This window comes from Sporolactobacillus terrae, assembly GCF_019930545.1.
GTDB classification, from domain to species: Bacteria; Bacillota; Bacilli; order Bacillales; family Sporolactobacillaceae; genus Sporolactobacillus; species Sporolactobacillus terrae.
Map to the genome: position 1 here is coordinate 2,798,822 of NZ_CP082837.1, position 12,651 is coordinate 2,811,472.

The window sequence follows — 12,651 nt, forward strand, 5'->3', positions numbered from 1 at the left end:
AACCATGATCGGAAGACTTGACACAAGAATGTTGTTAGACCAAGGAAGTATCCGTTTACAAAAAGGATATTTTATTGACACTAAATGGTGATTGTGCTATATTGTAATAAACCATTTTACTACTTAATATAAGATCAGATGTAAGAATGAAGACCCTTCCTTGAAGTGTAGTAGTTTTTACTTCTGGAAAGGTCTGTTTTTATATTTTACGTTTTTGTTAATTGGTAAATGGTTTTAGTTCACGCGCGGGCAGCGCAACGTTTTAGGGAGGCAGTTACACATGCAAAACGGTAAAGTAAAATGGTTCAATGCAGAAAAAGGCTACGGATTCATTGAAGTTGAAGGCGGAAATGACGTATTCGTACACTATTCTGCAATCGAAGGCGAAGGTTTCAAAACGCTTGAAGAAGGTCAAGAAGTTAGCTTCGACATTGTTGAAGGTAACCGTGGACCTCAAGCTGCAAACGTTGTAAAACTTTGATCTTCGGCCATGACCGATAATGTGGAAGCAGTCCTCTCTAAACAAGGGCTGCTTTTTATTTGTCTTCTAACGTCTAGCACTGTTCAAAGCTCTTCTTTTTTTGTATAATACACAGTGTCGCCAAACGTGGTGCGAGATTTGGCTCTGTAGCTCAGTGGATAGAGCGTCGGTTTCCTAAACCGTGCGTCGCAGGTTCGATTCCTGCCAGGGCCATCATGTTGATATAACAAGGTTTTTAGCAACTTTGCTAAGAATAAAATACCAACAATCAGAACGAATATCCTATTAATCCCTTCTTTCTTGATTCATTAATCAAGAAAGAAGGGATTTTTTTGGTTCAGATAAGGGAACGCATGGGATAAAGAACGTTACACATTAGATGAAGCCTATCAAAAATTCATTAATGCTCAAGCGGCTGAGGGCGTACGAAAGCGAACAATAACAGATTATACGAAAAGCATAGGGATGTTCAAATAATTTCAAGCAATCATATTGATGATTCGGTTTAGTGCGTTGGTACGCTGCTGATTAAAGTGTTCCAGAATAGTAACATTTAAATGAATAACTGTTATAATACAGATTTTCACTGTGTTATAGTAGTGATGTTTATTTAAATCATTCATTGGAAAGTTGGGTTATTCATGGTTGTTAGCTGGTTAGGGGCTGTGATTGGATTAATTTTGGCTATTGTATTAATACTGAAGCATCTTAATCCGGTTTATGCCTTAATGGCAGGAGCGGTTATCGGTGCGCTCATTGGCGGGGCAGATCTGACGCAAACGGTTAATCTCGTCGTTGAAGGAACGGCGAGTGTCACGGGAACGATTGTAAGAGTCCTTGCCGCCGGGGTGCTCGCCGGTGTAATGATGGAAACGGGTGCTGCAGAGCAGATTGCGCGGACGATTGTCGCTCGTTTCAGTGATCGTATGGCTTTATTTTCATTGGCACTTGCAACGATGATTATTACGGCAGTTGGTGTATTTATCCCGGTTGCTGTTATTATTGTTGCACCGATTGCTCTGGCGGTCGGAGAAAAATTGGGATTCACTAAGTTGAGCCTGCTTCTCGCATTGAGTGGTGGGGGCAAGGCGGGCAATATTATCTCGCCCAATGCCAATACCATTATGGCTGCTAAGGGATTTCATGTTGAATTATCCCAAGTCATGATTCATGGCTTTATTCCTGCAATTTTTGGTTTGATTGCGTCAGTAGTTATCGCTTCGCTGATTAAGCACCGTGGTGCAAAAGCGGTAGCCCTTCCTTCAAAAAAGTCGGCAGATTCGGATAATCGGTTGCCAAGTTTTGGACAAGCCGTTGTTGCGCCGCTCGTGGCAATTGTTGTCTTGATGCTGAATCCGATTGGCGATATTTTTCATGTCGCTTTTTTAAAGAGTTTTCAGTTTGACGCAATGTATATTTTGCCGGTTGCCAGTATTATCGGGTTGATTGCAATGGGCAAAACGAAGCACATGATGACGTATATTTCCTCAGGTGTTGAAAAAATGACGGGCGTGGTTATGATTCTGATTGGTGCAGGTGCACTGGCAGGTTTGGTTGCTGCATCGAATCTCAGTACAGAAATCGTAAGTGCTGTGAAATTTTTCGGAATTCCCGGCATGCTGCTCTCTCCGCTTTCCGGAATCTTGATGGGGGCGGCTGTTGCCTCAACGTCGACAGGCGTAATAATTGCTACTCAATCATTTGCGCATTCAATTCTCAGTTTTGGTGTTTCGCCTGTTGGTGCCGCTGTGATGATGCAGGCAGGAGCGGTGACCATTGATCAGCTGCCTCAGGGCAATTATTTCCATGTGACACGTGCTTCAATGGGGATGCGTATTAAGGAACGGCTGACGCTTGTTCCATACGAAGCGCTTGTTGGGTTGACGATGGTTGTTGTCTCAACGATTATTTACGGTATTATCTTGTAAAGGGGTGAACGCGATGAAACCAACATTTGTATTAGCACCGGATTCTTTTAAAGAAAGTATGACGGCAAAAGAAGTCTGTACGGCGATGGAAAAAGGGTTGAGACATGTTTATCCGAATGCGCGTTATGTTCATGTTCCGATGGCCGATGGCGGAGAAGGAACCATGCAGTCTCTAGTTGATGCGACTGGTGGTCAGATCATCCGCAAGAGCTTTACCGGTCCCTTAGGAAACCAGGTACAAGCGTCATTCGGCATTTTAGGAGACCAACCGGATACGGCAGTAATTGAGATGTCAAGTGCAAGTGGAATTCAGCTGGTGGCACCGGAGGACAGAGATCCTCAAGTGACCACAACATATGGAACAGGGGAACTGATCCTTGCCTGTCTGGACCATGGCGCCAAGCATATTATTATTGGCTTGGGCGGGAGCGCCACCAATGATGGCGGTGCCGGAATGGCGCAGGCACTTGGCGTTAAATTACTGGATCATGAGGGCAACGAACTTCCGCGCGGAGGGGGTGCACTAGACCAATTAGCGCGTATTGATACGTCGGGAATGGATTCGAGATTGGAGCAGTTGACGATCGAAATTGCGTCCGATGTAAAAAATCCGCTCTGCGGTCGACAAGGCGCCTCTCATGTCTTCGGCAAACAGAAAGGTGGTACGCCGGAGGTTTTGAAAAAGCTCGATGCAAATCTTGCGCATTATGCGGCACTCATCAAGCGGGATGCGCATCGCAATGTTGTCGCTATTCCGGGTAGCGGAGCAGCAGGTGGACTCGGTGCGGGCTTGCTTGCCTTCACGCACGCGTCGATTGCTGCGGGCATTGACCTGGTCATCAACTATACGCGTTTGGAAAAATACGTGGCAGAAGCAGATTATGTATTTACCGGAGAAGGAAGCATCGATTATCAAACGCAATTTGGAAAAACGCCTTATGGGGTCGCAAGCGTTGCGGCAAAGCACGATAAGCCAGTCATCGCCCTAGCAGGTCATGTCGGCAAAAGGATTGAGGAATTGTATGATCAGGGATTTACTGCAATTTTCGGTATCGTGTCAGGCAGTATGGGGCTTGCCGAAGCGCTTCAATGTGGTCCATCAGCGGTCGCGCGTACAAGTGAAAACATCGGCCGACTGATTAAAAAGATGCGGACACTCTGATCGGCAGGAACCTGCGCTAGGTTCTGTTTTTAGCTCAAAAAGAAGGCGTCTCGAAGTCAAAAAATGGACTTCTGAGGCGCCTTCTTTTTTATATTTCACCTTTAAATTGACACATAAACCAATTCAGCATGGTGCTTTTTGTTTGGCTGCAAAACGCTGATCGAACCATACGTATTCACGAAGTCTTCTTTGAACGCTTGGTATGCATCGGGTGTTAATGTGAGCATATAGCCGGAGTGCCCGATGGATGAACTGTATCTGGAAATATTACCAGGGATACGCCGCAATGTATTTTTCGTCCCTACTTTTAAATTGAGCGGTGTAGCGGTCAGGTCTACCCGAATGGCATAACTGTTTTCCAAATGCAGCAAAACTGATCGGTTACTGCGAAAGGAATAGGACGCAACGGCTTGTCGCTTTTCAATACTTTGATTGCTCTGGATAAAAATAAAAAAACTGTAAACTGAAAGCGTTGCAAGTACAAGTATTGCTGCAGTCATTAAGGTATTTCTTGTGTGTTTGTTTACCCCTGTACGTTTTGTCATGAACGAATGCCTCACTCTTTGTAGTTTCATTGGCACAAAGATTATCACAAATTAGACAAACAATCTACACGAAATCGACACGATTTATCTATATCGTCTATAGCATTTTTTTATGTGCAAAAGTTGTAATGCATCAATAAACGAACAACGAACGAGGCTTATTGCGTTGACTGTGTCTGAAGATTCGTCACGGTTTTTCAAACGTGTTTAGCTGGAATACTGTACGGCTGTTTGTTATGGTGAGCTTAGAAAGAAAGGAATTATCGATAGTCACCGCGAATTTTTAGGCAGTGGTGTAACAAATCGATGATGATTTTCGTTTAAACAGGTAGAGAGGAGGCGGCGGTCAATGAATCATCCATTCGAACAATGGAAGCAATCAAAGGATGATGCTTTTACGGAACAGTTCAGTCCGTATCTGTCGATGATGCGCCGGCAATGCAGGCGGCTGGCAGGGAATGTGTGGGACGGTGACGACTTGCTCCAACACGCACTGATCAAAAGCTTTAAGGCGTGGCAAGCGAATCCTTCGCGACCGATGACTAAGGCTTATCTGTATCGGATTATTTCCAACGCATGGATTGATGATTATCGCAAAATGCGGTTGCCTGAATTTGTCCAGGAGTCCTTTGACGACATGGCTGCACGTACGGATGTACCGCAAGCAAATGAGCGTTTGTCTGCGGCCATGAAAATCATCCTTGAAAAGTTAAATCGGAACCAAATACTGGTATACTTAATGCATGAGGGCTGGGGACTTTCCGCTGCAGCCATTGGCAAACGCTGCGGCATAACCGCAGGTAATGTTCGCGTGATTCTTCACCGGGCAAAAAAACGCCTTACTTCGGCGCAGCGCGAATTCGTTTCGGGAAGAATGTTGAGCGATCGGGATTTAGCGCGCTGGCTGACTGCCTTTCAAAGCGGTGATCCGGAACGGCTGCTGACTCTCTTTCAGAATGATCGGCTTCAGTCAAAGACGTATTCATCATGTGGCAGTCGCGGCATAACCTGTCAACTAGCTGCTTAAACGACGTGGTGAAACGAACGATAAGGAGGAAGTACTGTGTCATCTTTTTTTATTCCCTATGTCATCGAACAATCCAATCGCGGGGAACGTTCCTATGATATTTACTCGCGCTTACTAAAGGATCGTGTTATTTTTCTCGGTTCGGAAATTAATGACGAAGTGGCCAACAGCATCGTTGCGCAACTGCTTTTCCTAGCCTCTGAAGACTCAGAAAAGGATATTTCGATTTATATCAACAGCCCGGGTGGTTCTGTGTCAGCGGGTTTTGCGATTCTGGATACAATGAACTTCATCAAACCCGATATCCAAACAATTTGTGTGGGTATGGCTGCATCGATGGCTTCGATTATTCTGACTTCCGGAGCCAAGGGCAAACGGCTTTCGCTTCCAAACGGCGAAGTGATGATTCACCAGCCGCTCGGCGGCGCTCAAGGTCAAGCCAGTGATATTGAAATCAGCGCTAAACACATTTTGAAAACGAAGAAGAAGCTGAACACGATTATTGCTGAGACGACCGGTCAGTCGTATGAACAGGTTGTTAAAGATACGGATCGCGACAACTTCTTGACTGCAGAGCAAGCCAAAGAATACGGACTCGTCGATAAAATCATCGAAAAATTGTAATCGGAATGTCGCGAAAAAAGCTGCTGATTTTTTGGATAGAAAAAGCGTAGGCACACATAATAAGACCACCTTTTGAAAAGGAGGTTTTGACGTTGGTTGATAAGCCGGGTACACGTTACAGTGTGCAGAATGAAGAAGACCTGTTTCCGTCGGCGGATCCGTCCCATGCATCGAAGCGTGCGGACGGCAGCATCAATACCCGCCCCGGCGAGTGGATGTTTTCTGCACATGACAGGCATCAGAATGGCGATCATACGGAGGGATGACAGGTGAAAGAACCGGGCAGAACCGATGAAATGATCAAACGTTACGGCATGTCCCATGCCAAACATTCGCCTAGTCAAGTAAACGGCGAAACGCAGCGAACGCAATCAGGAAAGATTCTTGAGATCAATGCACGACGTCATCAAAAGTAAAACCAAAAAATCAAAAGGTGAGAAGAGCGGTTCCTTTTTTGCGGAATCGCTTTTTCTCTTTTTTGCTTTTAAAATTTTTCGGGGTATAATTAATGTAAGCCTTTTATTATGCATAGAGTGAATGGGACACGGAAACTTTTATAAATAGAAAAACGTATGTATATGACAAGCATTTAAGGAGGATGACAGTAATGGAATTTACGACTGGTGCGGTCAGCAAACCGTATTCGAAATTGTTCGCAGCTTTCTTTTCCGGACTCTTGGCGACAACGGTAGGCCTTTATTTGGGACAATATGTGCCGGATGCAGTGCGTCTCCCGCTTTGGATTCTGGAAATTGGCATGATTTTCATGATGATGTTTGTCCGCAAGCGCAAGGCGGTCGGCTACATGCTGATGTACGGATTTATGTTTGTTTCGGGGATTACCTTGTACACAGCGATTAGCACTTACGTGAATTTGCTTGGTGCCGGACTTGTTCTGCAGGCATTTGCGGTGACGACTGTTTCGTTCGGTGCGATCGCCATTTATGCAATGATCAGCAAACGTGACTTTTCGTTCTTGGGTAGCTTCTTGTTTATCGGACTCATTGCGCTGCTTGTTTTGCAATTGTTCAGTGTGTTTGTCCCGGTTTCCAGCATGACGGCGCAGATCTATTCCGGACTGGGCATTCTCATTTTCGTCGGTTATACGCTGTTCGACTTCAGCCGACTGACGGTGCACGGATTCGGTAATGAGGATATTCCAATGATCGTTGTCTCGATTTATTTGGATTTCGTCAACTTGTTTCTCTACATTCTGCAGTTTATTGGAATCGGATCAAAGAACTAAGGATACGATAAAATCAGGAAGGCGTTCCGACGTCTTCTTTTTTTGTTGCAAAAAATTTTTTGAACTTAATCTTTTAAAGGCCACAAGGCTTCGGTATACTTAGAAGGTTAGACAAAATTATACATAATACGGAGGGAATTTGAGTGGCGAGTCGTATTGTTCAAACAGACGAAAAGCTTCCTTTAATTGAAAGTATTCCTTTAAGTTTTCAGCACTTATTTGCAATGTTCGGGTCAACGGTACTGGTTCCGCTTATTTTCCAGGTAGATCCGGCGACGATTCTGCTCATGAACGGAATTGGCACACTGCTCTATCTAGCCATTTGCCGCGGAAAGATTCCGGCTTATCTTGGCTCAAGTTTTGCGTTTATTTCACCGGTCCTTGCTGTCATCGGCACGCATGGTTATCAGGCAGCGCTTGGCGGTTTTATTGCTGTCGGGGTGGTTTTTATGATTGTGTCGCTGATTATTCATCTTGTAGGCACAAAATGGATTGATGTTGTTTTTCCTCCGGTTACAATGGGTTCCATTGTGGCCATCATCGGGTTACAGCTGATTCCAACGGCAGCACAGAGCGCCGGTCTGATTGCTCCGGCTGGAGCTGCCAATTGGACGATGGATCCGAAAACGGTGCTTGTTTCGCTGCTGACGATTCTCATCACGATTCTCGGCTGGGTGCTCTTACGTGGATTCTTGAAGATCATTCCGATCTTGATCGGCATTGCTGCCGGCTATTTAATTGCTTGGGCGGCGGGCATTCTCGATTTCGAGCCGGTGACGGATGCAGATTGGCTGTCGTTGCCCCATTTCTATGCACCAACGTTTGATACCGCCAGCATGCTGATTATTCTTCCGGCGGCACTCGTTGTTATCGTGGAACATATTGGACACTTAATGGTTACAGGCAACATTGTTGGTAAAGATTTGATTAAGGATCCCGGTCTTGATCGTTCGATGTTTGGTAACGGGATTTCGACCGTAATTTCCGGATTTGTTGGATCAACACCGAATACAACCTATGGTGAAAACATTGGTGTCTTGGCAATAACAAAAATCTATTCGACTTGGGTGATCGGCGGAGCGGCAGTGATTGCGATTGTTCTTTCCTTCGTCGGCAAGCTCTCGGCACTGATCACGTCGATTCCACCAGCAGTGATCGGCGGTATTTCGCTGATTCTTTACGGAGTCATTGCTTCAAACGGGTTCCGTATTCTTGTTGAGAAAAAGGTGGATTTCGCTAAGGCACAGAACATTATCTTGGCAACGGTAATTTTTGCAGCTGGCTTAAGTGGTGTGACGATTAATATTGGCAAAGTGCCGCTAAACGGTATGGGTCTGGCCACGCTTGTCGGCGTGCTGCTCAGCTTGTTCTTTGCACTGATCAACAAGCTGCATCTGTCAAATGATGAAGAATAACTGAAGATTGGATGGATCAGACGCTCTCTTTGGATGGGGCGTCTTTTTTCTATTTGTATTCATCGATGACATTCGGTATACTGCTGATCAGACAGGAGGAATGGCCATGTGCACCGTGGATGAACGGTTTATGACTTTAGCGATTGTGGAGGCAAGAAAAGCAGAAGCGATTGGCGAGGTGCCAATTGGGGCAGTGATTGTTAAGGACGGCGCAGTCCTAGCAGCATGTTATAATAAGCGCGAGCTGCTTCAGGAACCAACCGCACATGCCGAGTTGATGGCGATTGAAGAAGCGAGCCGCAGGCTGGGCACATGGCGCCTGTCCGGATGCACGCTGTACGTGACGCTGGAGCCGTGTCCGATGTGTGCCGGTGCCATTGTTCTGTCACGGATTGATCGGCTGGTCTACGGAGCGTCGGATCCCAAGGCCGGCTGTGCGGGTACATTAATGAATTTGGTTCAGGAAGAGCGCTTCAATCACCGCGCCGAAGTTGAAACGGGTGTGCTCAGCGAACGGTGTGGTGCAATGCTCAGTGTTTTTTTTCGAAAACTGAGGGAGAGAAAGAAGAAGACGCGTAAACTGGACAATACATGATTTTACTTGCACTTGTCCGTTAGTCTGTGGTAAACTATTCTGCGTTACCGCATTTGGCTGTGGAGGCGTACCCAAGTGGCTGAAGGGGACTGACTCGAAATCAGTTAGGGCGTCGTTCGGCGCCGCGGGGGTTCAAATCCTCTCGCCTCCGCCATTAATTTGTTATCCAATCAGCCGTGCTAGATGGGGAGGTAGCGGTGCCCTGTAACTCGCAATCCGCTGTAGCGAGGTTGAATTCCTTTCACGAGGTCTCGATACTGTGAGGCAGCCTCAAGCACGTGGTGTTGACGTCTGGGTCCCGCGCAACGGAAACTCATGAACCCTGTCAGGTCCGGAAGGAAGCAGCAGTAAGTGAGACCTTTCGTGTGCCGCGGGGCTGCCTGGGCCGAGTCGGCGACTTGAGAAACGCTCATGGTGTCTTGATCGACGAAAGGTGCACGGCGTTAAAAATAATGCAGCAAGAGCTGTCGAAGCAGAGCTTCGGCGGCTCTTGTTTTTATAGAGAAAGATGTGTACTGCAGTTTCCTTCACGCTCAGTTATCGGTATAATGAACGTGTATCTGTTAATTAAAGCCGAGTGCATTCGGTGAGAGGGGGAGGAAGATGGCTTATCAAGCGCTGTACCGAGTCTACCGGCCCCAGACCTTTCATGATCTGGCCGGCCAGCAGCATATCGCTCAGACTCTACAGAACGCGCTGACCAAACAGCAATTTTCCCATGCATATCTATTCACCGGACCACGAGGAACAGGAAAAACGAGTGCCGCGAAAATTTTTGCAAAAGCGATTAACTGTGAACAGGCACCAACGTCAGAGCCATGTAACGAATGTGCAGCCTGTCGCGGCATCACGGCCGGCAGCATTGCCGATGTGATTGAAATCGACGCGGCCTCAAATAATGGCGTCGATGAAATTCGCGACATTCGCGACAAAGTGAAGTATGCGCCGAGTGAAGTACGGTATAAAGTTTATATCATTGACGAAGTGCATATGCTGTCTACAGGTGCGTTTAACGCCCTGTTGAAAACACTTGAGGAGCCGCCGGAGCATGCCGTATTTATTCTTGCGACGACCGAACCTCAAAAAATACCGCTGACGATCATTTCACGCTGTCAGCAGTTTGATTTTCGTCGCATTCCCTCATCGGAAATCTTTCAACGGCTCCGCTTTGTTGTTCAGGACCAGCATCTTGAGGCAGAAGATGAGGCGCTGCAGCTGATTGCCAAGGCAAGCGAAGGCGGGATGCGCGATGCGCTCAGCGTGCTTGATCAGACGGCTGCCTACAGCGAAGCGGCGATAACCATTCAAGATGTTCTTGATGTGACCGGCATGGTCGCCGATCAGATGATTCGCGAATTGATCGAATTACTGACGGAAAACAATGCCGCTGCAGCAGTCGGCAAAATCGGCGCACTGCTCGATCAAGGCAAAGATCCGCTGCGCTTGATGGAACAAATGATCTATTATTACCGTGATCTTTTGCTCTACCAAACGTCGCCGCAGCTTGAAGAGCTGCTGTCGCGTCCGCGTGTTGATGATGCGTTCCGTAAGCAGGCCGATACCATTGCCTTGGGAACTATTTTTCAAGTCATTAACCAATTAAACCGTGCTTTTCTGGACATGAAGCGGACCAACCATCCGCGGATTTTGTTGGAAATGGCGATTGTTCATCTATGTGAGCAGTCTGAAGTGCAAGCCACCAACATAGAGGCCGGTGCTGGGTCAAATGAATTGGCGAAACGCGTGGACGCCCTTGAACGCCAGGTAAAACTCATGTCTTCCACGCCTCAACCGGGGGTGACGCAACAGCCTGTGCAACAGGAGACGAAACGCGCACGCGCGCCGCGTCGCAACAGCGGGCTGCGCATCCCGACCGCACATATTAATCGTGTGCTTGAGGATGCAACCAAAGAAGATCTGATTGAGCTGCGCTCAGCTTGGGCGAAGGTTATGGCGAAAATCCGATCAGAAAATGTGGCGGCTCATGCGTGGATGCTTGAGAGTCAGCCGGTAGCCAGCTCCGCACAAGGGTTTGTTCAGGCATTCAAGTATGACTTTCACTGCCAGATGGTTATGGAAAATAAAAATAATCTCCTAGGACTTGTTCAATCGATTGTACAGGATGTCACGCACAAGCAAAAAGTGATGTATCCGATTCCAGAGGATGCTTGGAAAAAGTTGAAAAAGGCGTATATTGAACGTTCGAAATCAAATCAAGACGAGGACAGCGATGGTGAGAAGAAAGAAGAAGACCCGATGATTGCTGAGGCAAAAAAGCTTGTCGGTCCTGATTTGCTCGATATAAAAGATTAAAAACCGTGGAGGCGATTCGTATGATGCGCGGAAATATGAATAACATGATGCGTCAAGTACAAAAAATGCAAAAGCAAATGGCAGAAGCGCAAGATAAATTGAAAGAAGAAATTGTTGAGGGAACAGCAGGCGGCGGAGTAGTTACTGTAAAAGCAAGTGGACAGAAGCAAATTGTTGATGTCGCGATTCAGCCCGAAGCGGTTGACCCTGATGACGTGGATATGCTTCAGGATTTGATCGTTGCAGCCGTGAACGATGCGCTGACCCACGCAGATGAACTAGCTGCCAAAAGACTTGGCAAGTTTACTCAAGGGATGAACTTGCCGGGATTCTAAATTGAGATTATGAATGGAATATCGATGGGGACGGCGATTTCTGTCAAGAAATGCGCGGTCCGTTCCTTTATATGAAGATTTACTAGAGCGAAAGGAAGACCAGGAATGCAATATCCTGAACCGATTGCGAGATTAGTCGACAGTTTTATGAAATTACCGGGGATCGGTCCAAAAACAGCAGTACGACTAGCGTTTTTTGCGGTAGACATGAATGAAGATGATGTGATGGATTTTGCGCGTTCGCTTGTTGATGTGAAGCGTAAACTGGTCTACTGTTCGGAATGCCAGAATATTAGCGACCATGATCCGTGTTCTGTCTGTGATGATTCTTCTCGTGACCATTCGATCATTTGCGTTGTGCAGGATCCAAAAGATGTCGTAGCACTGGAGAAGATGCGCGACTATCATGGGGTCTACCATGTACTGCACGGCGTGATCTCGCCCATGGACGGCATCGGCCCGGAAGACATTAAGGTCGCTGAACTGATTCGACGGCTTGAAGATGAACAAGTAAAAGAAATTATTCTTGCAACCAATCCAACGGTTGAGGGCGAGGCAACAGCAATGTATATCTCTCGACTCGTCAAACCAATTGGTGTCAAAACCTCGCGCATTGCACACGGCCTTCCAGTAGGCGGTGATTTAGAGTACGCGGATGAAGTGACGCTTTCTAAAGCGCTTGAAGGACGCAGAGAACTCTGACAGTAAGCATTTCACAGGTGAAGAAGCGAGATTATTGGAGATGGTGCCATGTTTGGCAGAAAAAAAGGCACATTGCGCAAAGAGCTGGACCAATCATTTTTGAATTTGCTTCATCAATGCAGTGATGAGTGGATGACTAAGAAAAAGATTATTGATGCTAGTATTGATCCTTCAGACGAAGTGCTACATCAGTTGAAACTTGCAGAAGCGAAATATTTCTATCTTTTAAAAGAATTTCGTGAGCGAAAGTCGCTTATAGACAAATAAAGTTCTAAATG

The 12,651-nt window shown here is 46.5% G+C and carries 15 protein-coding genes, 2 tRNA genes and 1 other RNA gene; 17 read left to right on the top strand and 1 reads right to left on the bottom strand.

Annotated elements, in window-relative coordinates:
* Window positions 1–280: 280 nt before the first annotated feature.
* The 4 genes from cspD (at window position 281) to K7399_RS13330 (ending at window position 3,571) form a co-directional block, all read left to right on the top strand.
* Complete coding sequence (gene cspD / locus K7399_RS13315; protein WP_010024001.1) at window positions 281–481, top strand: cold-shock protein CspD; 201 nt, start codon at window positions 281–283, stop codon at window positions 479–481.
* Window positions 482–621: 140 nt separating this feature from the next.
* Window positions 622–694, top strand: a tRNA-Arg gene (locus K7399_RS13320).
* A 428-nt stretch (window positions 695–1,122) separates the two neighbouring features.
* Entirely contained in the window at window positions 1,123–2,409 is a 1,287-nt protein-coding gene (locus K7399_RS13325) for a GntP family permease (RefSeq protein WP_028978150.1), read from the top strand.
* 13 nt (window positions 2,410–2,422) lie between these two features.
* Entirely contained in the window at window positions 2,423–3,571 is a 1,149-nt protein-coding gene (locus K7399_RS13330) for a glycerate kinase (RefSeq protein ID WP_028978151.1), read from the top strand.
* Between the two features lie 101 nt (window positions 3,572–3,672).
* On the opposite strand, the gene K7399_RS13335 is transcribed toward K7399_RS13330, so the two are convergent.
* Entirely contained in the window at window positions 3,673–4,116 is a 444-nt protein-coding gene (locus tag K7399_RS13335; protein ID WP_028978152.1) for a hypothetical protein, read from the bottom strand.
* Window positions 4,117–4,465: 349 nt separating this feature from the next.
* On the opposite strand from K7399_RS13335, the gene K7399_RS13340 reads away from it, so the two are divergent.
* The 13 genes from K7399_RS13340 (at window position 4,466) to K7399_RS13400 (ending at window position 12,640) form a co-directional block, all read left to right on the top strand.
* Complete coding sequence (locus tag K7399_RS13340) at window positions 4,466–5,143, top strand: RNA polymerase sigma factor (RefSeq protein WP_028978153.1); 678 nt, start codon at window positions 4,466–4,468, stop codon at window positions 5,141–5,143.
* 36 nt (window positions 5,144–5,179) lie between these two features.
* Window positions 5,180–5,767, top strand: a complete 588-nt coding sequence (gene clpP / locus K7399_RS13345) for an ATP-dependent Clp endopeptidase proteolytic subunit ClpP (RefSeq protein ID WP_028978154.1) — start codon at window positions 5,180–5,182, stop codon at window positions 5,765–5,767.
* A 92-nt stretch (window positions 5,768–5,859) separates the two neighbouring features.
* Window positions 5,860–6,033 (top strand): small acid-soluble spore protein K, encoded by a 174-nt coding sequence (sspK, locus tag K7399_RS13350; protein WP_160168745.1) that lies wholly within the window; start codon window positions 5,860–5,862, stop codon window positions 6,031–6,033.
* A gap of 3 nt (window positions 6,034–6,036) precedes the next feature.
* Window positions 6,037–6,183, top strand: a complete 147-nt coding sequence (locus K7399_RS13355) for a YpzG family protein (RefSeq protein WP_010027754.1) — start codon at window positions 6,037–6,039, stop codon at window positions 6,181–6,183.
* Between the two features lie 191 nt (window positions 6,184–6,374).
* Entirely contained in the window at window positions 6,375–7,013 is a 639-nt protein-coding gene (locus K7399_RS13360) for a Bax inhibitor-1/YccA family protein (protein ID WP_028978155.1), read from the top strand.
* Window positions 7,014–7,156: 143 nt separating this feature from the next.
* Window positions 7,157–8,428 carry a uracil permease gene (gene uraA / locus K7399_RS13365; protein ID WP_028978156.1) on the top strand — a complete coding sequence of 424 codons (1,272 nt, stop codon included), beginning with the start codon at window positions 7,157–7,159 and terminating at the stop codon, window positions 8,426–8,428.
* A gap of 106 nt (window positions 8,429–8,534) precedes the next feature.
* Complete coding sequence (gene tadA / locus K7399_RS13370) at window positions 8,535–9,023, top strand: tRNA adenosine(34) deaminase TadA (protein ID WP_028978157.1); 489 nt, start codon at window positions 8,535–8,537, stop codon at window positions 9,021–9,023.
* A gap of 61 nt (window positions 9,024–9,084) precedes the next feature.
* Window positions 9,085–9,177: transfer RNA gene (locus K7399_RS13375), tRNA-Ser, on the top strand.
* Between the two features lie 20 nt (window positions 9,178–9,197).
* An RNA gene (gene ffs, locus K7399_RS13380) (signal recognition particle sRNA large type) lies at window positions 9,198–9,464 on the top strand.
* Window positions 9,465–9,626: 162 nt separating this feature from the next.
* Window positions 9,627–11,336 carry a DNA polymerase III subunit gamma/tau gene (dnaX, locus tag K7399_RS13385; RefSeq protein WP_028978158.1) on the top strand — a complete coding sequence of 570 codons (1,710 nt, stop codon included), beginning with the start codon at window positions 9,627–9,629 and terminating at the stop codon, window positions 11,334–11,336.
* Window positions 11,337–11,356: 20 nt separating this feature from the next.
* Entirely contained in the window at window positions 11,357–11,671 is a 315-nt protein-coding gene (locus K7399_RS13390) for a YbaB/EbfC family nucleoid-associated protein (protein WP_037564059.1), read from the top strand.
* A gap of 105 nt (window positions 11,672–11,776) precedes the next feature.
* Complete coding sequence (gene recR / locus K7399_RS13395; protein WP_028978160.1) at window positions 11,777–12,373, top strand: recombination mediator RecR; 597 nt, start codon at window positions 11,777–11,779, stop codon at window positions 12,371–12,373.
* A gap of 48 nt (window positions 12,374–12,421) precedes the next feature.
* Complete coding sequence (locus tag K7399_RS13400) at window positions 12,422–12,640, top strand: YaaL family protein (protein ID WP_028978161.1); 219 nt, start codon at window positions 12,422–12,424, stop codon at window positions 12,638–12,640.
* Window positions 12,641–12,651: the final 11 nt, after the last annotated feature.